The organism is Acinetobacter sp. AB03 (assembly GCF_058107045.1).
Map to the genome: position 1 here is coordinate 2,036,573 of NZ_JBUEBA010000002.1, position 24,605 is coordinate 2,061,177.

Sequence of the window (24,605 nt, forward strand, 5' to 3'; positions counted from 1 at the left end):
GAAAATCATGCCATTATGTAGAACAATTAAACCCACAATAAAAGCCGTTTGTTTGAGTAAATAACGAATGATGGAAATGACGCGTAAACACCTTCTTAGCCTAGCCATTTTAACTGCTTTCAGCCCAGTCTTAGTGACTCAAGCACATGCTCAGCTTCACTTAGAAATTGCAAAAGCACCTGAAGAAGCGCCTAAAATTGCAATCGTACCTTTTAGCAATGACAGCAGTCTCTATCCCATTATTGAAACGGATTTAAACCGCTCAGGGAAATTTACCAGCGCTTCAAAAAATTTACCTGCAACAGCCAGCATGAATAATCCGAACGCAGCCAACTGGCAAGCAGCAGGTGTTCCATATGTCGTTACAGGAACAGTAAAAACCACTGAAAATGGTAGCTACGAGGTTCATTACCAACTGTACGATGTCCAAAAACAACAATATCTTTTAAATGAATTATTAACTGTTCCAGCATCACGCGTTCGTTCTGCTGCACACATGATTAGTGATGCTATTTATCAAGCATTAACTGGTATTCCAGGAGACTTTAGCGGTCGTATTGCTTATGTGCTACGTAATCCTGCTACACCGGAACAACGCTATACACTACAAATCGCGGATACTGATGGTGAGCAACCACGTACAATTTTAACGTCACGCGATCCAATTTTATCGCCTGCTTGGACACCAGATGCCAAGAAAATTGCTTATGTTTCGTTTGAAACCAAACGCCCTGCAATTTATGTCCAAGACCTTTCCACAGGTGCTCGCGAAAAGCTTGCTAGCTTCCGTGGTCTAAATGGTGCACCAAGCTTCTCTCCTGACGGGAAAAGTATGTTGTTCACGGCTTCTATGCATGGCAATCCAGAAATTTACCAAATGAACTTGGAAACACGTCAACTGCAACGTATGACCAACGACAGCGCCATTGATACTGAAGCGCGTTATGCACCAGATGGTAAGTCATTTATCTTTACTTCTGACCGTGGCGGTTCTGCACAAATCTACCGTTATGACTTGGCAAATAGCAGTTATAACCGCCTGACCTTCCGTGGCGCATTCAATGCACGTGGTACGCTCAGTGCCGATGGCAAAAAGCTGGCACTGGTTCACCGTCCAAGTGGTAGTAACTATAAAGTCGCTATTCAAGATTTAAACTCAAGCGTCACTAATATTTTAACTCCAACCAGTTTAGATGAATCACCAAGTTTCTCACCAAATGGGCAGATGGTGGTCTATGCAACTCGTGAAGGTTCACGTGGTTTGTTGTCGATCATGTCACTGGATGGACGTTTCCGTATGAATTTACCAAGTGAACAAGGTGAAGTCCGTGAACCTGCTTGGGCACCCAAATAACTTTTTAATGACTAGTCATTTAATAATCATCAATTTTCATGGAGATGAAGAATGAAATCCATCAAGCTTTTAGCCCTTCCAATCTTAGCGACTGCTCTTGTAGTTACAGGATGTGCGAGCCGTAAACCTGCTGCAACAATTGAAGCGGGTCAAAACCCAAATGGTTCAACCACAGTCAATACTCAAGGTCTAAGTGAAGATGCTGCTTTAAATGCACAAAATCTTGCAGGTGCATCGGCAAAAGGCGTGACTGAAGCCAACAAAGCATTTTTAGCAAAACGCGTTGTGCATTTTGACTATGACAGTAGCGACCTCAGCAATAATGATTACCAAACGCTACAAGCACATGCGCAGTTCTTAATGGCAAATGCAAATTCGCGTGTGGCGTTAACAGGCCATACTGATGAGCGCGGTACACGTGAGTACAATATGGCATTGGGTGAACGTCGTGCCAAAGCGGTTGAAAGTTTCTTAATCACCACAGGTGTGAGTCCAAACCAACTTGAAGCCGTTAGTTATGGTAAAGAAATGCCAATCAATGCGGGCCATGACGAAAATGCATGGAAAGAAAACCGTCGCGTAGAAATTAACTACGAAGCAGTTCCACCACTTTTAAAATAATGCTGGCATCACAACTGAAATAAAAAAAGCGCTCCTTTCGATGAACGCTTTTTTATGACTTAAACTTGTTCAGGCTTGGGATTTTCATCAGATTCTTCAACATGTTGCATAGATTCAATCATGTCATGTTTATTGAACTTTTTATACTCAGCTTTTGCTTCGTAGTCTTGCCACGCTTTTTTCACGCTATCGTCTGAAATATCATCTAAGTTAATCCCTTCGCTCGGCGTTGGAGTCGCATCAAATTTTTGCGTTGTCATTGTTGTGCTCCTATTTTTACCTGATATTCCTTCCATCAACATAGCACTTTCCACAAGACTTGCAAGGGTAAAATCGCAGCAAATAGTCGAGTTTAATTGTTCTTTTGTCTCGTTCTCGACTAAAATATAGCGCAATGTTGATTTTGTTACGTATTCAAGTTTTAGTGGAGTCCTCCCCCTTATGTCATATCTCAATCTGTCCCAATTTTTAGAACAACAAACGGGAAATCTTACGCCTGAATTGGCACAAGTAATTAGCACCATTGCTGCTACTTGCCAAACCATCGATCAAGCTTTACAAAAAGGTGCTTTAGCTGGTGTCTTAGGTAGCGCGCAGCATGAAAACGTGCAAGGTGAAGAACAGAAAAAACTGGATGTGATTTCAAATGATTATTTGATTGATGCTCTAAAAATCCACCCACAAGTTGGTGGTTTAGCGTCTGAAGAATTGGATGAATTCACACCAGCTCAAGAAAATGGCAAATATTTAGTTTTATTTGACCCCCTTGATGGTTCAAGCAACATCGACATTAATATGTGTGTGGGTACTATTTTCTCAATCTTGCCTGCAAAAAATGCAGTGACACAAGCTGAAGACTTTATGCAAGCGGGCAACCAACAAGTTGCTGCGGGTTATGTGCTTTATGGCCCATCAACCATGTTGGCATTAACAGTCGGTGCAGGCACAGTATTCTTTACCTTTGACCCAGAAACTCAACAATTCTTACTCACCTCTGAAAATATTCAAGTGGCAGCAGATACCAAAGAATATGCTATTAACTCTTCAAACCAACGCCACTGGGAAAACCCAGTAAAACGTTATATTGAAGAACTTCTCGCAGGTAAAACAGGTCCGCGTGAGAAAGACTTCAATATGCGTTGGGTTGCATGTATGGTGGGCGACATTCACCGCATTCTTTGCCGTAGCGGGATTTTCATGTATCCATACGACCTCAAAGATCCGAAAAAAGCAGGTCGCCTGCGTTTAATGTATGAAGCAAACCCTATGAGTATGCTAATTGAACAAGCTGGCGGTGCATCTACAACGGGTCGCGTTCGTATTTTAGACATCCAACCAACTGACCTACACCAACGTGTCCCTGTGATTATTGGTTCTAAAAACGAAGTCGATTTAGTGACTGGCTACCACAACTAATTTTTTAAATGCGCATAGCCATCTGACGCGTTATGCGCATGAGTCTTCTCCATGTCGATTATTTTCCTTGAATCAAAAGACAACCCAAAGATTAAACATCTCCGAGGTTTAATAGAGCAAAGCAGCTACCGTAAAAAGCAGGGTCAAACTGTGCTTGAAGGGACACACTTAGGCTTAGCTTGGGTTGAAAAAAAGAAGAAACTCAATTCTATTTTCACTACTGAAAATGCACTCGAACACCCTGATATTTGCGATATTCTAGATGAATATGAAGGTGCTGTTTTTGTCATTGCTGAAAGCCTATATCGTGACTTAAGCACATTAGGGACCACTTTGCCCTTCTTGGCAGTTGTAGACTTACCAAGTTCAAGCCAAAGTGTAGACTTTAGCTTGGATACATTGATTTTGGAAAACATTCAAGATCCAGGCAATGTAGGTACACTACTCCGCTCTGCTGCTGCAGCAGGTATTAAGCAAGTTATTTGTACCAAAGGTTCTGCTGCACTCTGGTCACCACGTGTATTACGCGCAGGCATGGGTGCACACTTCTCACTCAACACCTATGAAAACGTAGCCATCGAAGATGTACTCGAACGCTTTGAAATTCCAGTGTATGTGACCAGCTCACATCAGGCTGAAAGTTTATATCAAAAAGATTTAACACAAGCTTGTGTCTGGATCTTAGGCAATGAAGGCCAAGGAGTTTCTGACTTTGCTTTGGCACATGCTCAAGCACTGAGCATCCCACAGCCCGGTGGCCAAGAATCTCTCAATGTCGCTATTGCGGGTTCAATCTGCTTTTTTGAAATGGTACGACAACGACTTTAAAATCGTTAAGTTATATTAACTAAAGTCGGCTCAGCAGAAAAAATAGATTACACTAGAAAAAATAATTACTTGTGTTGTCAACCAAACCATTATTTCCAACGTTATAGGCACATGATTGAGGAAATAATGGTGGGTATCCGATGACAGGATTTTCCATCTCTATGGATTTAGCACCCAAACAGTCTAAAACGCAAGATTCTAGTACTCTTAAGAGTACCGCCGAGTCTCGCCTAAAAAACTTCATGCAAGAAGTGACTGGTCGTGCGTTAGTGATGATGGAAAGTGCCACCCAAAACCAGCAGGGTATCGCCATGGATTTGGTGCAAGAAGCCTTTATTTCATTACATAAATCTTATTCTGATCGATCTACGGAAGAATGGTATCCCCTGTTCTATACCATTTTAACCAATAAATTACAGGATTGGCGTCGTAAAGAAGCACGTCGAGCACAACCCTTTTCTTTCTTCAAAAAAGTCAGTCTTGATGATGACGATTTTGAAGTCAATGAGGTGGTCGATGAAAGAGCGCTGAATCCTTCAGACTTTTTAAGTCAAGCTGTCACTGCGGATGAAATTCAAGAAGCCATTGCTGGTCTTCCTGTTCGTCAACAGCAAGCATTTATGTTACGTGCATGGGAAGGTTTTGATACTGCAACCACTGCACAAATCATGAATTGTTCTGAAGGCAGCGTTAAAACTCATTACCACCGTGCGATTCAAGGCTTACGCAATGCTCTCGCACATTTGAATCCACATCTAGGAGGATCATCCGAATGAAAGATGATTTCTTAAAGCAAGTAACCTCCAAACTTGATGGGCTCGCGCAACACCACAAAAACAAACCCGTGGTGATGCAACATGTTCTTGATGACATTCAAGATCAAAAGTCCTCACGTTATGGCCTTTGGAAAATGTCAGGTTTTGCTTTAGCTGCGGCTATTGCTGGCTTTGTCGTACTTCCGAACTCTGTAACCCTTGATGAAAAACCACATAACCAAGTGGTTTCGACTCCTAAACTTTCACCTCAAATGGTTGAAGATTTAGAAATGTTATTGGTTTTAGGTGAGGACACTGTTCCACATGGCAGCTAAACGTGTCGCTTTCGCACTTTGCACGCTAGGTTTTTTACAAACCAGTTTTGCAGGTTTTGATCGTTTTTGGATTTTTTCCAAAGATGCAGATACCCAAGTGTCTGAAACATGGGAATCGTTGTCTGAAGAAGAACAGCGTGCGTTGATTCAACGTTACCAGTCACTAAAAGAACTGCCCGATGCGCAGAGTGCAGCCCTGCAACAACGTATGGACTGGTTTACTCAGTTACCTGAGCAAGAAAAGCAAAAAATGCGTGACACTTGGCAACAGATGAGCACCCAAGAACGACGTGATTTACGTGTACGCATGCAAAAAGCAGATGCAGATGAACGTGTGAATATTCGAAATGAATATATCAATAAATACATCCATAGCAACACTGCTACACATTAAGATGCCTAACCGAATATAAATACTATAGAAACGCTCATAAAAAAATGCCTCATGTGAGGCATTTTTTATGCTTACATTTATATTTTTCGTCGTTGTCTAAACCACGCTAATGACAACAATCCAAGCACCCCAAGGCCACCCATTGAGCCACCACCACCGCCACTCGCTTCCGTATTGGTATTTTTAGCGGTGTTCGTAAAATACATCATCGCAGATTTAGACTCTTCAGCCTCTGCATCATAGATCACATATTCAATTTCATAAGGGAATGGACTGAAATTATTGCGGACTTCAACTTCAATATTGCCGCCATAACATACATATTTTTCATATTCTCCCGGACAAGAACCTGTACGTTCTGGCTTAATATTAATGCCTGCATCCTGACGTACAATACGAATAGCAAGATCCTTTCCATTCGCATCACGGTGAAATGCTGGACGCTGATGTTCTGCCGCGACTGTACTAATTGGCCCGTCACCATCATCACTATCATTTGCAAGTGGATTTACATTGAGTTTTAAAGTGCCACCATAATTCAGGGTGTATTCATCCGTTTTGGCAATCGGTTGTATATTGCTAAACTCCGCTTTTAAAATCCCCGAAGAGATTGCCTGCGTCGCCTTACTCTTCACACTATATTGGCAATACACATATTCCGTGCTGGTTGTAGGCTTACCATCGGTGCGATAAATCATGATTTGTTTTAAATCATCCTTCCACTCACAGCGTAAAGTTGGATCCGCTCTGAGTTTTGAGGTATCCAGCACACCATCTTTGGCGCTGAGCACACCTATACCCAATACCTGAGTTTCTGTAATGGTATAATTCTCAGTGTTCATTTCTTTTAAAGCCGACGTTCCATCAGCAGTGTTGACCACGGCCTCATCTTGCAAGACAAACTGGAAGGGATCGACATAAATCGCCCGATATTTTTGATGTAGTTTAGTTGCCGCTAAAAGCTCTTTATAACGCTTTAACTCTTCATTAAACTCGATCAAAAAGTCTGGATTGGTGTTTTTATTGGCGATTAATTCTTCTAATTCCTTAATAGTATTTTCATACACTTGCAAACGCTCTGCCTGCGAGGTATTTTTCAAATCAGCAATATCCGCTGCCGCTAAACGACGTAATTCAACCGACCCAATATCGCAACTGTTGGCTTCCGCAGGTGCTAACATCAATGTTCCATCGACGATACGGTCTAGACCACGCTGGTCACTATCATTACAGCTCAATTTACTGTTGGTATCGAGTAAATCAACTCCACCACTATTCACTTTCGGGAAATACATTGGGCGGAATAAATTATATTTCGATGGCGAAGTTAAGGAACTGAGTAGACTCCCTATAGCCACATTTTTCACATCAATATTAGTATCTGTCGTACCATCGAGTATTCGTGCACTTGCTGCCAGTTCACACTGACTGTTCACCGTATCAAACGCATTGTAACCTGCTGTCACACCTGCATCATATTTGTCGGATAGTGTCTGAGAACCGACATAGCGGCATGATGTGTTTCCATTATATGCAAGTACATTGTAATACAACGACTTCGTACCGAAATCGTCATAATCCAAAACGCTCGCTGCACTGTTTTCTACAATAGTGTTATTTGACAATAAGAAATTACTTTCAAGACTCAGATTATGATCTCGAGTATTGACGGCATAAATAATGCTTCCATTTGTCGAATTTACTGTATTTTTTGCGATCGTATTATTCGCCATAGCAACTTTTGGGTTACCACAAAAATCGAATGTATTTAGATTCGATATCTGACCATTCGAAATAATACTATTCGCTCCAAACTCTATATTGGTTTTTACATCCAACAGCCCTGCATAGCATTGCATTGCAAGAACACTACCCACAGTCGCTTGGTTGCCTTGTAATACACTATTATTTACAGTCACCTGATGCTCACCAGGACCAACAAGATAGAGTGCTCCACCTTTTTTATCTGACTTTGAGTTTAGAATTTGTGCATTATTTAAGGTTAATGCTCCACCGACCAATAAAGCACCGCCTTCATCTACCGAATAACCATTTTCTAAAATGACATTCTCTAGCGTCAAACTGGTCTTGGTAATGGTATTAAATAAACGTGACTTTCCACCCCCATCAATCCGTGAAGTCAATTCACCTAGGGCAGGATACTTAAAAGTGATGGGATTTTTCTCACGATCTAAATAAGGGCTTTTCCCAAAAACCACCACTTTAGACTCGGGAACAATTTCCTTACTCAGTTTATACGTCCCAGCTTCTAACTGAATATAATCGGTTTGACCTGAACCCGTATTCCCAGCACTACAGCCCCCATAAGCCTTGTTTAAGCTGGCTGTTTTGATTGCCTCACGGAGTGAACATTGATTCATGTTCACATTATCTTCATCATCAAATGTGTTGACAAGAATTGTTCTATCTTCTGCAGCCATTAATGTCATAGCAGCTACAACCATGACACCCAATAGTCCTTTTTTAAAGTGTTTCATGTTCGCCCTTTTCTTTTTATTTTCGACGCATCAAAATTAAAGCAAATAACCCCAGTAAGCTCAGAATACCTGTGCTTCCCCCAGAGGTTTTAATTTTGTCACTTTCCATATGATTTTGCGGTTCCTGTACAATTTGTACATTCACTTCAATGAACGGAACATGCTCATCAAAGCGTGTTGTGGTTGTGACCAACTGTAACCTGAAAATATCAGCACCATGCCATGCTCCATTTGGCGTGTAAGTAATATTTCCTAGTTCATCAATCACCACTTTGCCTTTCGATACCGTTTGAGTCTGCTGCACCCGCATACAACCCGGCTGCCATTCTTCACCATTTGGTGCTTTAGCTAATTTGAATAAACTTGCACATTCGGTTTTGGACAGTAGATCACTATCGCCTAGCAGATCTGCAACAGAAAGTTTAGCTACTTGCCCCGCAATCAGATCTTCACCAATTAAACTAATCGTGGTTGGGACTTCAATCTCAATTGCACCACGGTCACAAAAGGTATTGTTCGTATTTCGATTCACACCGCGTTGATCTGAATTTTCACAACCAATTAAAGAATCTGTTGTGTTTACAACCACTTTCCCCTTATTCACAATTGGAGAATCTAACCAATGTGTCTGACTCATTAAAATGCGTGGACGGATATAGCCTAAAAATTTTTGGTTGGGAACAATATAAGGACACAATAAACTGTCAGCATCTGCAGACATGGTTTTACACTCACCCACCACATCGCTGCCTGCAATCAAGGCGCCAGACCAAAACTCATTCGGATAATAGCTCGCTCCACTGCCACAGTCAGTTTGTGTAACTAAGTTGTTCTGAAGGACTGCTTTACTTAAATCCCCAGCACAGTTTTTTGAGATAGTATTTTCGCTATTTCCTAAAACGATACTATTGGCCAGATAAGCCAAGTTTGTAGATGGATTGAAATAAATCCCTTTACTGTTCCCCACCACCGTTAAGTTATTCAAAGCCATGCCATCTCGAACATTGACGACATAACCTGTATTTTTCACAAAGGTGCTACTGACCAGACGTGATGCTAAACTGGATAAGGTTATATCTTCTTTAACCGCTGCATTATTGACAGAGTAAATATTGGCACTGCTTGCATCTGTTGTTTTATTTTCTTTGAAAACTGAATTATAAATCCGAAAAGAAGGCGCCTCCCCATACAAAATAGCACCTTGTACCGCTTGGTTTTGTTCAACCAGAGTAGCGCGAATTTCGACTAGACTACGACTGGTACCATCTTCAAGCAAGGTTGCGACATTGTAAATCGCCCCCCCTTGCCCTGCAAAACCACCTGTTAATTTGACGTACTCAAGACCTAAATATTCATTGTTATAAATTAAACCACCTTGATTCACACCGCAGTCTTTCGCACAGCCCTGTAGAGTAACCTCTTTTACTAACACACGAATTAAAGCATTCTCAGCATTATCAACCCTTAATAAATTGTCAGAACCATTCATTTTTAAGATGGCATTACTTAAACCCTGAACAGTTTCTTCCCCCACAGAACTGTCATAACTTGTTCTGAGTGTTAAATCTTTTTTGATCGCAAGATGGGTATTTAGCAAATAGGTTTTATTTTTCTCAAGCATGACGGTGGAAATCGCATCTTTGCCCCCGCAGCCATAATAACCCGCCTCAGGCATACCTTGATTAATATAGTCGATAGCTTCGCGAAGTGAACATTCCGTGTCATTTTTGACAATATCGTCAGTGATGGTCACCTTAATATTGTCCGAATAGGCATGACTCGCCACCAATAGCGTAGCTACACCTATGCTCTTCTTGAGCATAACGATCTCCTTGCTTTTATTTTATCTTTTCTTTTTATTCTTAGATTGCAAAATCCCTGCAATATCTAACAATTTTTCGTACTCTGTCACAGCTCGGACAATTTCTCAAGTAATATTATGATTTACCGATATTCGTCAATTAGCGCATAAATTTGTCTGAGGTTTGCATTACTCAGTTTGGTTTTCTCACCTTTAAGCAGTTGAATCAGTTGTTCTAAACTTTGCAATAACACCGAGGTTTGATGTGGCCCATGCGAGAGTAAATAATCAATAATCTGTTGATCAATATGAATCCCACGACGCGATAAAACCGACATCACCAGTGTAGAACGATCGGCATACAAACTTCCGTTTGGTACTTTCACACTTACAGCCTGCGTCAGGCGAGATTGTAAATCGGGTAGTTCAAGTTTTAATTCAATCGGCGCAACACGAGAAGAGAACACCAACTGCCCGCCTTCTTCATTATTGTAGTTGATCAGGTGAAAAACCGCTTTCTGCCAATGCGGCACACCACTTATGGCTTCAATGTCATCTAAAGCGACAAGGTCAAAACGCTCTAAAGAGGTAATTGCTTCAGTTGGCGCATCCAGCAACTCAAGTAATGAAACTTGAATCGCTGTTTTACCTACATCTAAATAAGAATCACAAATTGCTGAAAGTAAATGGCTTTTTCCAGAACCCGCACCACCATAAACATAAAAACGATTCATTAAACCTGCATGTAACTGACGAATCGCATCGATAACAGGCCCCCATCCCGGCCCAGAAAAATCACTGATTCGGGCATCGAGTTGGGGTTCAATATCTAGTTGCAATTGACGCATGCTGGTTTGTATATCCTAAAGTTCTTTATGGTCTATCTGATCAATCTTACTTGAATTTTCAGATGCTTGCTGAGCTTTTACCGTTTGATTTTTTAGTTCAATATCAACATCGACTTCATCTGTTTCAATCGTAATTGAACCCGCTGATGAATCTTGCACAACATAAGTAGATGTACTATACATTGGGCTGTTTTCATAAAACTCACGTGCATGTCTTAATAAGACCACAATCACAGCAGCGACAGGCAATGCAATTAACATTCCTAAAATACCGCCCAATTGTGCACCAGCCAGCACTGCAAATACCACAGCAACTGGAGACAAGCCAATTTTATCGCCCAACAAGAACGGTTGTAGGATATAACCTTCCACTGCCTGACCAATCATAAAGACCACGCCAACCAAGAGTAATTGCATCCAATCAATACCAAACTGGAATAAACTTGCAATCACTGCGGCAATAATCCCGACAGCAAAACCTAAGTAAGGAATGATACTGCACAGCCCAGCCACCATCCCAATAATCAAACCTACTTCAAGTCCAATTAACTGTAAGCCCATTGCATAGACCACGCCCAAGAGCACCATGACCAAGAACTGACCTTTGACAAAAGCACCAAGTACACTATGACATTCTTTAACAATGACTAAGGTCTGTTCTTCATATCGCCGTGGAATAAGACGACGGAAACTGTCCAGCATGCGATCCCAATCCAACAAGAAATAGAATGCAATAATTGGGATCAGTACAACCGTACCACCAATCTGAATGAAGTTCAGTCCAGACTGAGCCAATTTGGCAATCATAGCCTGAATACTGTCAGCACTATAGTTGGTCTGTACATATTCCATAATCGCAGCTGAAATCTGGTCAACATCTAATTCCATTGGGACCAAATTAAAACTGTCAGATAACCAAGGGAGGAATTTATAATTTGCCCAATGTATACCTGAAGGAATGCTGTTCTTTGCATACATCAACTGTTCCCACACCAGTGGAACCAAATACCAAAATGCCAATGTAATGACAACACCAATACCGATAAAAACAGCACTAATAGATAACCAACGTGGTAAGCCAATTTTATGCAGTTTATCGACCAGTGGACTAAACAGATAAGCGACTAAAAATGCACCAATAAAAGGTAAAACAACAGGCTTGAGTAGATACAACACCCAGAGTATGAGCGCGATTCCTGCCAAAATAAAAATACGTTTAAGTGTACGATCTTGCATGCAATCTCGCCTTTGTCAGATTTAATCGTTATTGAGAAAAATATTTTAGCAAAGATAACATTTTAGCGCAGAAATAACATATGTGTTTCGTATATTCAGGTATAATCGCCCCGCGAATGCGGAGACTTCATTATGAGCAACTCAACTTCTACCCCAAACACTGGTTTAAGCTACAAAGATGCAGGTGTCGACATTGAAGCGGGCGACGCGTTAGTCGATCGTATCAAATCTGTCGCGAAGCGTACTACTCGTCCTGAAGTAATGGGCGGATTAGGTGGCTTCGGTGCACTTTGTAAAATCCCTAAAGGTTATGAAGAACCTGTTCTCGTATCTGGCACAGACGGTGTTGGTACAAAATTACGTTTAGCATTGAATTTGAACCGTCATGACACGATTGGTCAAGACTTGGTTGCAATGTGTGTAAACGATCTTCTTGTATGTGGCGCTGAGCCATTATTCTTCCTTGACTACTATGCAACTGGCCATCTTAATGTAGATGTAGCTGCAAACGTAGTTACTGGTATTGGTACAGGCTGTGAACTTGCTGGTTGTGCATTGGTTGGTGGTGAAACTGCCGAAATGCCTGGCATGTATGAAGGCGAAGATTACGACTTGGCAGGTTTCTGTGTAGGCGTAGTTGAGCAAAGCAAAATTATTGATGGCTCTAAAGTCAAAGCGGGTGACGTTTTAATTGGTGTTGCATCAAGTGGTGCTCACTCAAACGGTTACTCTCTACTTCGTAAAATTTTAGACGTGAAAAACGTTGACTTGACGCAAATCGTTGATGGTCGTCCACTTGCTGATGTTGCAATGGAACCAACACGTATTTATGTGAAGCCTATTCTTCAACTGTTAAAAGAAGTTGATGTACACGCAATGGCGCACATTACTGGTGGTGGTTTACCAGGTAACTTACCACGCGTATTGCCGAATGGTGCTCAAGCTGTTGTGAGTGAGGCAACTTGGGAATGGCCAGAATTGTTTAAACTTCTTCAGCGCGAAGGCGGTGTTGAACAGTTCGAAATGTATCGCACATTCAACTGTGGCGTAGGCATGGTCTTAGTTGTCGATGCTGCTGATGCTGACAAAACAGTTGAACGACTCAATAGCCTGGGTGAAAAAGCTTTCACTATGGGGCATATCGTAGACAATGCTGAGTCAGTTGAAGGCGCAGACGAAAAAATCCGCGTGGTATTCGCTTAATTCGTATGATTAAAATTGCTGTTCTGGTTTCAGGAAGTGGATCAAACCTTCAAGCCTTGATTGATGCCAATCTGTCAGGCCAAATTGTGGGTGTGATTTCCAACAAACCTGAAGCCTATGCGCTACAGCGTGCTGAAAATGCAGGTATTGCAACAGCGGTCATTGAACACAAACAGTATCCTCATCGTGAAGCTTTTGATGATGTCATGCATCAACAGTTACTCGATTGGGATGTGGACTTGGTGGTTCTTGCTGGCTTTATGCGTATTTTAAGTGAGAAATTTGTCAGTGCTTGGGAAGGGAAAATGATCAACATTCACCCTTCTCTTCTACCGCATTACAAAGGTATGCATACCCATCAGCGCGTCTTGAATACTGGCGATCAACTGCATGGCTGTACCGTACACTATGTGACGGCTGAACTCGATGCAGGTCAAGCTTTGGCACAAGGTGTACTGAAAGTTGGTTCACATGATAGTGTGAATAGTTTGGCCCAGCGCGTACATACGCTTGAGCATATCATCTACCCGCAAGTGGTAGAATGGATTTGTACACAAACGATTCAGCATACAGACCAAGGTGTTCTCTACCGCGGTACACTGATGCACGAGCCAATTCAGTTTTGCAAATTTTAAAAATAAAAAACGCCTCCTTGGAGGCGTTTTTTTTATGGCTGCTGAAAAGTACTATTAAACATTTTCTTGAATCAGCATCTTAATCAAAGCAACCGTTTCTTCTGGTCGCTCCAAAGGAAACATATGGCTTCCCTCAACGATTTGATAAGGAATGCCAAATTTCTTTTTCACTATTTGTGGAAACCCCGGACCAATAAAAGGACCTTTTTCAGCAATCATTAAATGCATCGGCACTTGTGGTTTGCACTGAGGTAGCCACCATAAAGAAGGATTGGTTCTGAAGATATGAACTTCATCCATTTTTGCAATCGTAAGTTCAACACCGCCACGGACGCGATCTTCCGTTAAAGCATAGTCAATATAAGCTTGAAAACAGTCTGGATCAAAGTCTTTATAAAAGCCTTTTGGACGTAGAAGTTCAGCTGCTTGCTCACGGCTCTCCCAATGGTCACGACGCCGTAAGGATAGCGCTGCTGGTGACATGGTATCGACCATTTTTAACTTCAACATCTTCGCAAAGTGTAATGCAAACGAGGCTTTGCCCATGATCAAAGGCGGGTCCATCATGATGACTTGTTCAAATAAATCAGGACGCTGTAACGCCGCCTGAAACGTCAGCACTGATCCTAATGAATGTCCCAAACCAATCACTTTACGACCCTGTGCCTGACGAACAATACTTTCAATCACTTGCTGAGTTAAGCTTTTCCAATGGTTATCAATCGGGTAGTTTTTATCTGGCCCTAATAAAGGGACATAGATCACATCATACTGATCTGACAGTAAATCAAATAATTTCTGATAGACCTTAGAAGGCACGCCATTGGCGTGCGCAAAATGAATTAAAGGTTTCATTGGAGTTTCGTGGTCTGTTCAGATTGCATTTGATTTGAAAGTGAAGATGCAAAACCAGCTCCCATCGATGCACCTAAACGGCCTAATACTGCATCTAGTGGGCTATGTACCACCGTATAATCCATCGCTTTATCGGTATTTAGTTCACGTTTTAAAGTATGTAAATTACCAATACGGTCCGCAATACCCAGTTTGACCGCCTGGTCCCCTGTCCAGAAAAGGCCTGAGAAAAGTGCAGGATCGTTCGACTTTAACTTTTTGCCACGACCTTGTTTCACAGCATTAATAAAATGCTCGTGTACATTATCAAGTACACCTTGAACATGTGCGCGCTGCGCAGGATTAACAGGTTGTGTCATTGACAATAAAGCTTTGTTTTGACCAGAGGTCATGGTGCGGTCTTCAACACCCAGTTTTTGCATGAGACCATTCACCCCATAGTTCGGCATAATCACACCGATTGAACCCACTAAACTCGAAGGATTCACCAAGATTTCGTCCGCAGCAGATGCGATATAGTAAGCACCTGATGCACCTGTATCACCAATCACCGCATACAATTTTTTATCGCTATGTGCTTTTTTCAAATATTGAATTTCTTGCCAGATTTCATCCGACTGAACTGGAGAACCGCCCGGTGAGTTAATATTGAGCACCACCGCTTGGCTTTGTTTATTTTCAAAAGCTTTCTTTAATGATTTAATCGTGTCATCACTGTTTACGCTTTGCTCATCAGCGGCAATGGTACCAACAATATCAACTACAGCTATATGTTTAGATGCAGTTGCATCCGTACCACTGGTCGAACAGCTCTTGGTCATGGCAATCAGAATAAACAAAAGGTAGGCAAAAGTTAGACATTTGAAAAAGATGCCCCAGCGACGTGCACGACGTTGTTCTTCAACGGAAGCTAAAACGGCTTTCTCTAAAAGTTTCCATTCATTTCCTGTCGGTTGTTCATGTACAGGCTGTTGTTTCGGCGTTTCATTTTCTGGTTTTGGTGGCCAATCGGACATATAACAATCCAAACTTGAATAAAATTGCCCTCATTATATACACTGATTTATACAAAACTGTCGAAACAGTTTATTTTAGCCTATAATATTTTATGTTTTTATCCACATGTACCATTGACTCTAAAGAATGACTAAAGCACAAGAGCAAAACTCGACTTATCGTTTACTGCATTTTGTAAGCAAACAACCTATTAAATTTGCACGTTTTTTTGCTAAGAGTTTAGCAGGCTTAGTCAATCTTTTAAAAATCAGTAAAAACAATGATGCTCTCAGACTCAACTTAAAAATTGCGCTGCCTGAGCTGAGTGATGAGCGATGCGAAGTGATTGCGAAGCAAGCAGTACGTAATGAACTGACCACCTATTTTGAGTTTTTTAGTATTTGGGGTTCAAGCAATCAGAAAAATATTGAACGCGTCCAAAAAGTACATGGCGAACATTTGCTACATCAGGCGCTTGCCGCTCAGAAAGGTTTAGTCTTAATCGTACCTCATTTTGGGACTTGGGAAATTATGAATAGTTATGTCGCCCAATTTACTGAAATGACCATTATGTATAAACCGGTCAAGGATCCTGGTGCTGACTTATTTGTTCGTGAGGCGCGCAGTCGTGAAGGCGCTCACCTTGTACCGACCGATGAATCGGGGGTACGCCAAATTTTTAAGGCGCTCAAACAAGGGGGGACGACCGTAATTCTGCCTGATCATACCCCAAAACAAGGCGGTGAAATGATTCCTTATTTTGGCTTTCCTTTAGCTTCAAGCAACCTGAGCGCCAAACTGATTCAAAAAACCAAAGCCAAGGCTTTACTGCTCTATGCTATTCGTAATGATGATGGCTTTGATATGTACATTGAAGAAATCAGCGAAAGTATTTATCAAGGTACAGCCAATGATGGCACCTTCGTCATTCACCAAGCCATTGAGGACTTGGTCCATCGTTATCCTGAGCATTATCATTGGACCTATAAGCGCTTTAAGGCCAACCCTAAACTTCGAGCACTGTATAACCTTCCCTTTAATGAGGCTGTGACACGTTTAGAGCAACTGCGTATGGAACAACAGACTCAGCCGACTGCAACCACTGTCGAGTCTGACGTTGTGCCGTCAGCTCAATAAACCCTGTAGACTGCGCAATAAAACCGATACTGCCTTGCTCTGCTGTTGTTAAGAGTGGGATCTTTAAAGCTTTCAAACGGGCTTGCGTTAATGTACTTGGATGTCCATAACGGTTATTAAACCCTGCTGAGGCAATTGCTAATTTCGGTTGATAATGTTTTAAAAATGCATAGGCTGAACTATGCCGACTGCCATGATGCCCCAAGACCAATACATCAACTTTTAAGTCCGGATAATCCTGTAATAATTGAAACTCGGTTTGCCAGCCAGCATCGCCCATAATCAGAAAATACTGATAAGGCTGTACATCCTTCACCTGTATATAGACCACACAAGATAGCTCATTTTGCTGATACGGCACTTGTGCAAATTGATTGGCTTTCGGCGACAAAATTTTGATTTCTACTTTTTCAGACCAGTGCCAGATCTGACCTTGTTGGCAATAGTTAAAGTTTGACGTAGTTGCCACATCCAATTGCTGATTAGAGTAAACTTGATTGATCGATAACTCATTTTTTAATTTGGCATAACTTCCACTATGATCTTGATCCAAATGTGTAAGTATTAGCTGATCTAACTGGCTCACGCCTTGCTTCGATAAAAATGGCTGAATAATCTGCTTAGCAACACTAAACTTCGATTCATCATAGGAGCCACCAACATCAATCATGGCATGCTGTTGCCCATGTTGCATATACACCGCTTGTCCCTGACCGACATCCAGTACGATCAACTCAAAAGGACGGTTTTGGCTACTGAACCCCAACAAAGGAATCAAACCTAGCACCAGCCATGATTTTGGTAGACTCGGTTTGGGCATAAAAACAATGATTGAGAGCACAATCAGTAAAATGACTTGCCAAGTATTGAGCGCAATCGGGTACAACTTAATCGGTAGTAGCGCATCCAATCCATTGAGTATGCCCAATAAAAATACCAGCACCCAATCTGCCAACTGAAACAAAAGGCTGCTCAGCGGTTCGAAAAGATAAAAAGTAAATGCTGCCAAAACCTCCAGTGGTACAACCAGTAAACTGATCAGTGGAATAGCGACAAGGTTACTGATTGGGCTCACCCATGAGACTTGCTTGAAGAAAATAATCACCAAAGGCATCAAAGCCACAAATATTTTCCACTGCGACTCAACCAAAAGTTTTAGGCTAAAAACGAGTTTTTTCTGCCAAGACTGCGGGCGAGTTAAATCGAGCCGAATAGTGGTTTGATAAATGCGTAAAAGCACAAAGCACGCACCATAGGACAACCAAAAGGCCGCTGATAGAATTGAAAAAGGATCAAACAGTAAAAGGAGGGATGCACTCAATAAGAGTAACGTCAAAGCTGAAATTTTCTGCCTGAGCCAAATCAACACACTTAAGCAAAAACAACTGAGTAAAGTACGGAGTGCAGGAATCTCAAAACCGACAAAGGCACAATACAGCAATACGCAGCAACAAAATGGCAGTAACAATGCATAAGGTCGTGGGATTTTTAGAAAAATCTGTGGCCAATAACGATTCAGCACCTTTTGTAACAGCCAACACAGCATCACGGCAAAGATCAGCACATGTGGCCCAGAAATCGCTAATAAATGGCTAATGCCAAAGCGTTGAAAAAGTGCTGTCGTCTCCTTATCTAAGAAACTTTCATCCCCAGTCAGGAGTGCTAGAATTAAGCCCTTATGGCTTAAGGGCTGGCTATAAATAAAATGACGAATGTTTAATCGCTGATGTTCTATACCCAGTTGAATTTTATTGAGTACACCCTGCTGTTTTCTTAAATAATTGGTATAGCCTAATGCAGAAATTTCTGACTCAGACAAGGGGTGTATGTGCTTGAGTTTGAAACCAGACATGAGATTACGTTGCAGATACCACTGCTCAACATCGAATACACCTTGCACCGCATAACTATGCGCAGGACGTATTTCCCCTCTCAGTCGGTAGTATTTCCCAAGTTCCAAGACCGCTTGCTCATCCGATATTCGTTTTTGAAAACCCAGCCACTGCACTGGTTGCACATGTCGGTTCAAGACCTGTATTTCTTGCTGAATAGTCTCAGCACCCAGTTGGTTAATTTTTGCTATATAAACAATGACTTCAGCATCTTCAACTTTTGTTTCTTTATAGGCTAGACGCTGTTGCAAAGCTGATTGTGCATAATGATATCCCGTAGTTAAAAACAACATGGAATAAATCAATCCACATATAAACTGTAAAATAAGGGCGTGTTTGTGCTTAAAGAGAAAAAACTGTAACGGCAAAAGTACAATGACCAAAATCAGCGCTGGGTAAAAAAGGTGATTTAGAATAGGGACGGTCTGCCCCATCAATGCAATTCCTACAATCCAAGCAGCAGCATATAAAAGCTTCATTCTTTTATTCAATTATTTTTTTTATTGGCGCCATAATAAAGCCCACCGAAGTGGGCTTCAATAGATAGTGGCTTTATCTCATATTTTTATCGGCACTCAGCCTAGTCATTGACCCAAAGACCATCTTGCATATGCAAAATAGAATCGGCGGACTGAGCCAGTTGTTCATCATGCGTCACGATCAACATCGCCATATTGAACTCCTGACGTAAATCCATCAGCAGTTCAAAAATTTTGCTTGCTGTTTTCCGATCCAAGTTGCCTGTCGGTTCATCTGCCATCATTAATGCTGGCTTGGCCACCAATGCACGCGCCAATGCAACACGTTGACGTTCCCCACCCGAAAGCTCACCCGGTTTATGGGTTAAACGATGCGTCAATCCTACACGTTCGAGTAAATATTCGGCTTGCTTTTGTACATCTTTAAAGTTGGTGCCTTGACGTAACATCAGTGGCATTGCCACATTTTCCAAAGCCGTAAACTCAGGTAACAGATGATGAAACTGGTAAACAAAACCTAAGTGTTGGTTACGTAAATAACCACGCTCAGCTTCATTCAAACTGTCAAAACGACTGCCCTGCAAAAACACTTGGCCCGAACTCGGACGGTCTAAACCACCCAAGACATGCAACAAAGTACTTTTACCCGAACCACTCGACCCCACAATCGAGACAAATTCACCTGCTTTGACTTGTAAAGAGAGACCTTTAATCACCTCAACAGTCGACTTACCATCGGTAAAGTGCTTTTCAATATTTTGCGCTTCTAAAACAATTTTACTCATAACGTAATGCCTCCGCGGGTTGGATTTTTGCAGCACGCATTGCAGGATAAATTGTTGCAAGGAAACTTAAAATTAAAGACAGGGACACAATGGTTAATACATCTTGCCATCTTAAATACGATGGTAAGTAATTGATGAAGTAGGCATCAAACAGATGCAGTCCCATCACGTTGTTTAACCAACCCACAAAACCACTAATTCCAGAGGCGAAAACAATGCCGAGAATCGCACCCGACACCGTACCAATCACACCAATAATCGTGCCCTGAACCATAAAAATACGAGTAATGGTCGCAGGTGAGGCGCCAAGGGTACGTAATATGGCAATATCCGATTTTTTATCGGTCACAACCATCACCAAGGATGACACAATATTAAATGCAGCCACCAAGACAATCAGGAAGAGTAATAAGCTCACCATAGCCTTTTCCATTTGGATCGCACTAAACAAATTGCCATGAGTATAGGTCCAATTCGAAGCATAAAAACCGCTTGGCAGATCCATCACAATTTCATCAGCCACTTTAGGTGCTGCAAAAATATCATCCAATTTCAAGCGAATGCCTTGCGCGCCATCAGGTAAGCGTAACAAAGTAGATGCATCATTCAAGGCAATGTAGCCCATCATCGAATCGACCTCAGCACCAATGCTGAAAATGCCCACAATTTTGAAACGTTTAAAACGCGGCACTACACCCGCAGGTGAAGGTGTTGCCTCCGGTAAAACCAAAGTCACACTATCATTTAACCCTAAACCTAAGGCATCGGTCATTTGTTTGCCTAAAACAATACCAAACTCACCTTTTTTTAAGTTATCAATACCGCCTTCAACCATGTGATCTTGGATAATCGAAACCTTTTTTTCATATTGAGGTTCGATCCCCGTGACCATAATTCCAGCCACTTGGCCTTGTGCCGTAAGCATCCCCTGCAATTGAGTAAACGGTGCTACGCCTGTGACGTGTTCCTTTGTCTCAATTTTTTTTGCAAGTTCAGGCCAATCTGTTAAAATTTGTGTTGAAGAAACAGTGGCTTGAGGTATCATTCCAAGTACACGTGTTTTCAGCTCTCGGTCGAAACCATTCATTACAGATAAGACTGTAATAAGTACAGCCACACCCAGTGTCAGACCGATCATCGAAACCAGTGCAATAAAAGAAATAAAGTGGTTGCTACGCCGTGCGCGAGTATATCTCAACCCTATATACAGCGAGATTGGTTTAAACATACCATCTAGTCCGAGGTCATAATTATGGAAAATTTACAGCATCAAAACGTTCAAACAGAACGTCGTGTGATGTCACGAATCGATGCGGCCTTGAGAATTAACTATCAGATCATTTCTGATGATGTTGCCCTGAATGACCCTTACGATCCTAATTTTGTTTTACCGCGCTATTTTCTACTACTCGCAGAATTAGATCAATTTGATCATGCACTAAACTACGAATTAGAACAATTATCTGAAAAAGATCAACAAATTGCTCGAATCTTATCCCTATTTAACCAGAAATTAAACCTGATCACGGGGTCTTTGTATGACACAATTGTACAAACCATGTTACCTACACCTGAACATGTGAATTTTTCTGAAAGTGGTTTGAGCTTTTATAGCGAAAAACAAGTTCAAGATGGTACCTATATCCACTTAACCTTGAGCCACCCTGAAAACTTCTTCCATATTGCAGCCATAGCGCAAGTGGTGTACAGCAATGAAGAGGAAAATGGTAAGTGCCGTACGGGAGCATACTTTATTACCTTACACCCGCAAGATCGTGTCAAGTTGGCCGACTGTATTTCTTTGGCTGTCGAAGATCATTAAAGCCAGAACCTTGGACTAGTTTTGGCTTTTTAACTTTTGGGCAAGTTTCCGACTTGCCTGAAGATCTTTATAAAAATAAACGAATAAACCTGACAATAAAACCACTGCACCCACAATCACCATCATCGAGAGTTTTTCTTGATTCAGCACAGCACCTACAAATAAAGCAATCATCGGCGTCATAACGGTAGTCAGCGATAAAGTCGTGGGTTGAATTTTCTGCACCAATTTAAAATAACAGAACATCGCAATCAATGACGCCATGATGACCGTATATAGCAGCGCCAAACAAGTTTTCAAATCGGGAATTTGCTGCGGTGCATACTGCCAAATAAACGGCACAATACATATAGCCGCCAATGTCGACACCAAAATTGAACCTGTCGCTTGTGCAACGGGTTCAATATTCGCATTGACTTTTTTCACCCAAAAAATAGAGGCTGCATAAGAAAATACACTCAGTAACATCAACCCAATCCCAAACGGATGGACATGCTGTGCTGTACCTGCAAGGCAAATGATCGCAAGTCCCAGCAGTGCAATACACATCCCAAGCCACTGCATCGCACTCAAATAGGTCTTAAAGTAAAAACATCCGATCAGCCCTGCCATAATCGGTGCTAAGCCAAACATCAATGCAATCATGCCTGAACTAATATAGTTAGTCGCAACATAGGTAAAAAACTGGGAACCAATCAAGCTAAAAGAACCAGCCAAATAACTATGCCAAGCAACTTTATCGATGGGGAACTGTCGCTTTAAGACCAGTAACAAACAAATCGCCAAAGGCAACGCGATGAAAAAACGTAATACCAACGCCCACAGCATATGTAAATCGGTCACACTCCACACAATCGCTAAAGGCGTTGTGGACCAAATAAAAACCAATAATCCATAGGTTGCCATCAGATTGGCTTTAGAAGACATAATCAGCTCGATGCTAAATGGCGGTTTTGCGTTTTTGCTTTTGAATGGTTTGGTCTAAAGAACTAGAAAATTCGCGTTTATCACGCTCAGAAATAGGCGGTGGCCCACCCGTATTTACACCTGCGCCACGTAATGAATCCATAAAATCACGTAAATGTAGGCGGGCTTTAACATTCGCGGTAGTATAGATTTCGCCACGCGGATGAATTGCGATTCCACCCTTTTCAATCACCTGTGCCGCCAGCGGAATATCTTGTGTCATCACAATATCATTCTCTTTCATGCGTTCGATAATTTCTTTATCAGCGGCATCGGCTCCACTCATCACTTGAATTGAATTTATACGAACGGAAGGCGTAATCCCGACATTTTGATTGGCCACAAAGGTCACTTCAAGCTGATAACGATCTGAAGCACGTAAAATCACTTCACGTAAAATTTTAGGCAATGCATCTGCATCGACCCAGAGTTTAAATGGCAGCACTGCACATCCATAAACAAAAGAAACTGCCTTAGTCTAACAAACTCAGTGCTTGAGCATAATAGATAAAACCGCTCAAAATCCCTAATACAAAGCTTGTGTCATACTTCTTAAGTATCACAAGGAAATACTTTGTTCTTTTGTCTGTCAAATAAAGTAAGGCTTTAGTCTTTTTTGATGATTTTCCAGTAAAAATAAAATATAGGACTTGAAATATAGAAATAACCCTCGATTTAATAGGGATATATAACCTCATTCAATCGTGCATATGAACAATCAAAATAGTCCAGAAATAATCACCATTGATGACCAAAACTTTGGTAGCCACGTCGAGCATTGGAATTTACTCACAGATAACCCTGCACAAGATGTCCCTAAATGGTTAGGTTTAGCTTTAAATGCACCAATCATGCCGATGGGTTTATGCCAGACTGAACAAGATATGGATGCAGATTGCTGGCTCATTCAAGGTCCAAGTCAAGCGGCTGTTCAGCTGACTCAAGTCATCGCGGTTGAAGACAATAAACCCAAGGCTGTTAAAACTGCATTTCCAAGTTTTAATAGCCCCTATAAAGTGTCTGCTGTGGTTGAACGCATCATTCGCGGTCAATCCAACACACAAGCCGTTTTACGTTTAAACTTAGGCAATAACAGCATCGTCTACGCTTATGACAGCCTGTATAGCGTCAATCATGCTCAATACCAAAAAGACCAAACCTATATTGCACATCTCAATGCATGGGCATATGAACTAGAAGCAGTCGCAGAGCACGAGCAACTGGTGGTTGATGACCCTGCATCGATTAAACATCATCGTGCCTTGAACGATATTTTGGCAGCAAACAATGGCATTGCTCCTGCAAACCTACAAGAACAGATTGATGCATGGGAACCAAAGTCAGATGACGACAAAGAACCTGTGACTGTCGATTTTTCAAAAATGGTCGCTTATTTGTATGGCGAAAAGATCGGTCAGGAAGATGAAGCATGGTTCCAAGGGAATATTGTTGGCAAAACCAGCATGCAATTTATGGAACAAGACTACACTCTGCTTGATGTTGCCTTGATTCATGAAGACAACCAACCTGCAACACTGATTCGTATTGCCACTAAAAATCCAGAGTATGCCAACTTTAATATCGGACAATACATTCGCGGCAATATTTGGATTCAAGCCAATATTTATGCATTAAATCAATAATTTATAAAAATAAGCCGACGTAAACTATGCAAGATCGATGTATAGGCTGCGTTGGCTTCTTTATTTATATCAGTACGATTTATTTTAATTTGAATTCATTTGTATA

At 41.5% G+C, this 24,605-nt stretch carries 24 protein-coding genes; 12 read left to right on the top strand and 12 right to left on the bottom strand.

The features are described from left to right. Nucleotides 1-70: 70 nt before the first annotated feature. Together tolB and pal are read left to right on the top strand one after the other, a co-directional pair. A complete protein-coding gene (gene tolB, locus ACY3FQ_RS10395; protein WP_005399723.1) occupies nt 71-1,354 on the top strand; it encodes a Tol-Pal system beta propeller repeat protein TolB in 1,284 nt (427 codons plus the stop codon). Nucleotides 1,355-1,405: 51 nt separating this feature from the next. Then, the gene (pal, locus tag ACY3FQ_RS10400; RefSeq protein ID WP_201950871.1) at nt 1,406-1,975 is read left to right on the top strand and encodes a peptidoglycan-associated lipoprotein Pal; all 570 of its coding nucleotides are present in this window, start codon (nt 1,406-1,408) and stop codon (nt 1,973-1,975) included. Between the two features lie 59 nt (nt 1,976-2,034). Here the strand turns inward: pal and ACY3FQ_RS10405 are convergent, their stop codons facing one another. Continuing rightward, entirely contained in the window at nt 2,035-2,235 is a 201-nt protein-coding gene (locus ACY3FQ_RS10405; protein ID WP_262469850.1) for an NF038105 family protein, read from the bottom strand. Nucleotides 2,236-2,416: 181 nt separating this feature from the next. Between ACY3FQ_RS10405 and ACY3FQ_RS10410 the strand changes: the two genes are divergently transcribed. The 5 genes from ACY3FQ_RS10410 (at nt 2,417) to ACY3FQ_RS10430 (ending at nt 5,703) form a co-directional block, all read left to right on the top strand. After that, complete coding sequence (locus tag ACY3FQ_RS10410; RefSeq protein ID WP_259233518.1) at nt 2,417-3,391, top strand: class 1 fructose-bisphosphatase; 975 nt, start codon at nt 2,417-2,419, stop codon at nt 3,389-3,391. Nucleotides 3,392-3,442: 51 nt separating this feature from the next. Then, nucleotides 3,443-4,219, top strand: a complete 777-nt coding sequence (locus tag ACY3FQ_RS10415; RefSeq protein ID WP_004693884.1) for a TrmH family RNA methyltransferase — start codon at nt 3,443-3,445, stop codon at nt 4,217-4,219. Nucleotides 4,220-4,380: 161 nt separating this feature from the next. Continuing rightward, nucleotides 4,381-4,995, top strand: coding sequence for an RNA polymerase sigma factor (locus tag ACY3FQ_RS10420; RefSeq protein WP_004693886.1), 615 nt, complete (start codon nt 4,381-4,383; stop codon nt 4,993-4,995). After that, a complete protein-coding gene (locus tag ACY3FQ_RS10425; RefSeq protein ID WP_004693889.1) occupies nt 4,992-5,309 on the top strand; it encodes a hypothetical protein in 318 nt (105 codons plus the stop codon). The genes ACY3FQ_RS10420 and ACY3FQ_RS10425 overlap by 4 nt, the downstream gene beginning before the upstream one ends. Next, on the top strand, nt 5,299-5,703 hold the full coding sequence (locus tag ACY3FQ_RS10430; protein WP_010326404.1) for a DUF3106 domain-containing protein: 405 nt from the start codon (nt 5,299-5,301) through the stop codon (nt 5,701-5,703). Before ACY3FQ_RS10425 ends, ACY3FQ_RS10430 begins: the two co-directional genes overlap by 11 nt. 77 nt (nt 5,704-5,780) lie before the next feature. Here ACY3FQ_RS10430 and ACY3FQ_RS10435 read toward each other — a convergent pair whose 3' ends face one another. From ACY3FQ_RS10435 to cxpE, 4 genes are all read right to left on the bottom strand, one after another. Continuing rightward, nucleotides 5,781-8,201 carry a CSLREA domain-containing protein gene (locus ACY3FQ_RS10435; RefSeq protein WP_195728870.1) on the bottom strand — a complete coding sequence of 807 codons (2,421 nt, stop codon included), beginning with the start codon at nt 8,199-8,201 and terminating at the stop codon, nt 5,781-5,783. 16 nt (nt 8,202-8,217) lie between these two features. Continuing rightward, a complete protein-coding gene (gene rbtA, locus ACY3FQ_RS10440; protein ID WP_151836595.1) occupies nt 8,218-10,023 on the bottom strand; it encodes a rhombotarget A in 1,806 nt (601 codons plus the stop codon). Between the two features lie 122 nt (nt 10,024-10,145). After that, nucleotides 10,146-10,850: a DnaA regulatory inactivator Hda gene (gene hda / locus ACY3FQ_RS10445; RefSeq protein ID WP_004693897.1), complete on the bottom strand. Its 705-nt coding sequence runs from the start codon at nt 10,848-10,850 to the stop codon at nt 10,146-10,148. Between the two features lie 15 nt (nt 10,851-10,865). Beyond that, nucleotides 10,866-12,086: a chloramphenicol efflux transporter CxpE gene (gene cxpE, locus ACY3FQ_RS10450; RefSeq protein ID WP_114837636.1), complete on the bottom strand. Its 1,221-nt coding sequence runs from the start codon at nt 12,084-12,086 to the stop codon at nt 10,866-10,868. Between the two features lie 132 nt (nt 12,087-12,218). Between cxpE and purM the strand changes: the two genes are divergently transcribed. Next, nucleotides 12,219-13,289 carry a phosphoribosylformylglycinamidine cyclo-ligase gene (purM, locus tag ACY3FQ_RS10455; RefSeq protein WP_151836594.1) on the top strand — a complete coding sequence of 357 codons (1,071 nt, stop codon included), beginning with the start codon at nt 12,219-12,221 and terminating at the stop codon, nt 13,287-13,289. A gap of 5 nt (nt 13,290-13,294) precedes the next feature. Further along, nucleotides 13,295-13,924 (top strand): phosphoribosylglycinamide formyltransferase, encoded by a 630-nt coding sequence (gene purN, locus ACY3FQ_RS10460; protein ID WP_125273060.1) that lies wholly within the window; start codon nt 13,295-13,297, stop codon nt 13,922-13,924. Between the two features lie 54 nt (nt 13,925-13,978). Here the strand turns inward: purN and ACY3FQ_RS10465 are convergent, their stop codons facing one another. Beyond that, complete coding sequence (locus tag ACY3FQ_RS10465) at nt 13,979-14,779, bottom strand: alpha/beta fold hydrolase (RefSeq protein WP_279690738.1); 801 nt, start codon at nt 14,777-14,779, stop codon at nt 13,979-13,981. Further along, complete coding sequence (sppA, locus tag ACY3FQ_RS10470; protein WP_148826360.1) at nt 14,776-15,795, bottom strand: signal peptide peptidase SppA; 1,020 nt, start codon at nt 15,793-15,795, stop codon at nt 14,776-14,778. Before sppA ends, ACY3FQ_RS10465 begins: the two co-directional genes overlap by 4 nt. 127 nt (nt 15,796-15,922) lie before the next feature. Here sppA and ACY3FQ_RS10475 point away from each other — a divergent pair, with 127 nt between their 5' ends. After that, nucleotides 15,923-16,912 (top strand): lysophospholipid acyltransferase family protein, encoded by a 990-nt coding sequence (locus tag ACY3FQ_RS10475; protein ID WP_201950859.1) that lies wholly within the window; start codon nt 15,923-15,925, stop codon nt 16,910-16,912. On the opposite strand, the gene ACY3FQ_RS10480 is transcribed toward ACY3FQ_RS10475, so the two are convergent. The 3 genes from ACY3FQ_RS10480 to ACY3FQ_RS10490 form a co-directional block, all read right to left on the bottom strand. Then, complete coding sequence (locus ACY3FQ_RS10480; protein ID WP_262469847.1) at nt 16,812-19,283, bottom strand: DNA internalization-related competence protein ComEC/Rec2; 2,472 nt, start codon at nt 19,281-19,283, stop codon at nt 16,812-16,814. The genes ACY3FQ_RS10475 and ACY3FQ_RS10480 overlap by 101 nt on opposite strands. A gap of 101 nt (nt 19,284-19,384) precedes the next feature. Beyond that, nucleotides 19,385-20,068 (bottom strand): lipoprotein-releasing ABC transporter ATP-binding protein LolD, encoded by a 684-nt coding sequence (lolD, locus tag ACY3FQ_RS10485; protein WP_004693913.1) that lies wholly within the window; start codon nt 20,066-20,068, stop codon nt 19,385-19,387. After that, nucleotides 20,061-21,296: a lipoprotein-releasing ABC transporter permease subunit gene (locus ACY3FQ_RS10490; protein WP_004693914.1), complete on the bottom strand. Its 1,236-nt coding sequence runs from the start codon at nt 21,294-21,296 to the stop codon at nt 20,061-20,063. Before ACY3FQ_RS10490 ends, lolD begins: the two co-directional genes overlap by 8 nt. Nucleotides 21,297-21,320: 24 nt before the next feature. Between ACY3FQ_RS10490 and ACY3FQ_RS10495 the strand changes: the two genes are divergently transcribed. Then, nucleotides 21,321-21,890, top strand: coding sequence for a PilZ domain-containing protein (locus tag ACY3FQ_RS10495; RefSeq protein WP_201950856.1), 570 nt, complete (start codon nt 21,321-21,323; stop codon nt 21,888-21,890). A 15-nt stretch (nt 21,891-21,905) separates the two neighbouring features. Here the strand turns inward: ACY3FQ_RS10495 and ACY3FQ_RS10500 are convergent, their stop codons facing one another. Further along, on the bottom strand, nt 21,906-22,817 hold the full coding sequence (locus ACY3FQ_RS10500; protein ID WP_201950841.1) for a DMT family transporter: 912 nt from the start codon (nt 22,815-22,817) through the stop codon (nt 21,906-21,908). A 13-nt stretch (nt 22,818-22,830) separates the two neighbouring features. After that, the gene (locus tag ACY3FQ_RS10505) at nt 22,831-23,301 is read right to left on the bottom strand and encodes a YaiI/YqxD family protein (protein WP_004693920.1); all 471 of its coding nucleotides are present in this window, start codon (nt 23,299-23,301) and stop codon (nt 22,831-22,833) included. A 265-nt stretch (nt 23,302-23,566) separates the two neighbouring features. On the opposite strand from ACY3FQ_RS10505, the gene ACY3FQ_RS10510 reads away from it, so the two are divergent. Continuing rightward, nucleotides 23,567-24,499 carry a hypothetical protein gene (locus tag ACY3FQ_RS10510; protein ID WP_201950838.1) on the top strand — a complete coding sequence of 311 codons (933 nt, stop codon included), beginning with the start codon at nt 23,567-23,569 and terminating at the stop codon, nt 24,497-24,499. The last annotated feature ends 106 nt before the right edge of the window (nt 24,500-24,605 follow it).

What these genes read in the sequence shown, in the direction of transcription:
- tolB (WP_005399723.1), top strand. Translation starts at nt 71, where the DNA reads ATGGAAATGACGCGTAAACACCTTCTTAGCCTAGCCATTTTAACTGCT.
- pal (WP_201950871.1), top strand. Translation starts at nt 1,406, where the DNA reads ATGAAATCCATCAAGCTTTTAGCCCTTCCAATCTTAGCGACTGCTCTT.
- ACY3FQ_RS10405 (WP_262469850.1), bottom strand. Translation starts at nt 2,235, where the DNA reads ATGACAACGCAAAAATTTGATGCGACTCCAACGCCGAGCGAAGGGATT.
- ACY3FQ_RS10410 (WP_259233518.1), top strand. Translation starts at nt 2,417, where the DNA reads ATGTCATATCTCAATCTGTCCCAATTTTTAGAACAACAAACGGGAAAT.
- ACY3FQ_RS10415 (WP_004693884.1), top strand. Translation starts at nt 3,443, where the DNA reads ATGTCGATTATTTTCCTTGAATCAAAAGACAACCCAAAGATTAAACAT.
- ACY3FQ_RS10420 (WP_004693886.1), top strand. Translation starts at nt 4,381, where the DNA reads ATGGATTTAGCACCCAAACAGTCTAAAACGCAAGATTCTAGTACTCTT.
- ACY3FQ_RS10425 (WP_004693889.1), top strand. Translation starts at nt 4,992, where the DNA reads ATGAAAGATGATTTCTTAAAGCAAGTAACCTCCAAACTTGATGGGCTC.
- ACY3FQ_RS10430 (WP_010326404.1), top strand. Translation starts at nt 5,299, where the DNA reads ATGGCAGCTAAACGTGTCGCTTTCGCACTTTGCACGCTAGGTTTTTTA.
- ACY3FQ_RS10435 (WP_195728870.1), bottom strand. Translation starts at nt 8,201, where the DNA reads ATGAAACACTTTAAAAAAGGACTATTGGGTGTCATGGTTGTAGCTGCT.
- rbtA (WP_151836595.1), bottom strand. Translation starts at nt 10,023, where the DNA reads ATGCTCAAGAAGAGCATAGGTGTAGCTACGCTATTGGTGGCGAGTCAT.
- hda (WP_004693897.1), bottom strand. Translation starts at nt 10,850, where the DNA reads ATGCGTCAATTGCAACTAGATATTGAACCCCAACTCGATGCCCGAATC.
- cxpE (WP_114837636.1), bottom strand. Translation starts at nt 12,086, where the DNA reads ATGCAAGATCGTACACTTAAACGTATTTTTATTTTGGCAGGAATCGCG.
- purM (WP_151836594.1), top strand. Translation starts at nt 12,219, where the DNA reads ATGAGCAACTCAACTTCTACCCCAAACACTGGTTTAAGCTACAAAGAT.
- purN (WP_125273060.1), top strand. Translation starts at nt 13,295, where the DNA reads ATGATTAAAATTGCTGTTCTGGTTTCAGGAAGTGGATCAAACCTTCAA.
- ACY3FQ_RS10465 (WP_279690738.1), bottom strand. Translation starts at nt 14,779, where the DNA reads ATGAAACCTTTAATTCATTTTGCGCACGCCAATGGCGTGCCTTCTAAG.
- sppA (WP_148826360.1), bottom strand. Translation starts at nt 15,795, where the DNA reads ATGTCCGATTGGCCACCAAAACCAGAAAATGAAACGCCGAAACAACAG.
- ACY3FQ_RS10475 (WP_201950859.1), top strand. Translation starts at nt 15,923, where the DNA reads ATGACTAAAGCACAAGAGCAAAACTCGACTTATCGTTTACTGCATTTT.
- ACY3FQ_RS10480 (WP_262469847.1), bottom strand. Translation starts at nt 19,283, where the DNA reads ATGAAGCTTTTATATGCTGCTGCTTGGATTGTAGGAATTGCATTGATG.
- lolD (WP_004693913.1), bottom strand. Translation starts at nt 20,068, where the DNA reads ATGAGTAAAATTGTTTTAGAAGCGCAAAATATTGAAAAGCACTTTACC.
- ACY3FQ_RS10490 (WP_004693914.1), bottom strand. Translation starts at nt 21,296, where the DNA reads ATGTTTAAACCAATCTCGCTGTATATAGGGTTGAGATATACTCGCGCA.
- ACY3FQ_RS10495 (WP_201950856.1), top strand. Translation starts at nt 21,321, where the DNA reads ATGGAAAATTTACAGCATCAAAACGTTCAAACAGAACGTCGTGTGATG.
- ACY3FQ_RS10500 (WP_201950841.1), bottom strand. Translation starts at nt 22,817, where the DNA reads ATGTCTTCTAAAGCCAATCTGATGGCAACCTATGGATTATTGGTTTTT.
- ACY3FQ_RS10510 (WP_201950838.1), top strand. Translation starts at nt 23,567, where the DNA reads ATGAACAATCAAAATAGTCCAGAAATAATCACCATTGATGACCAAAAC.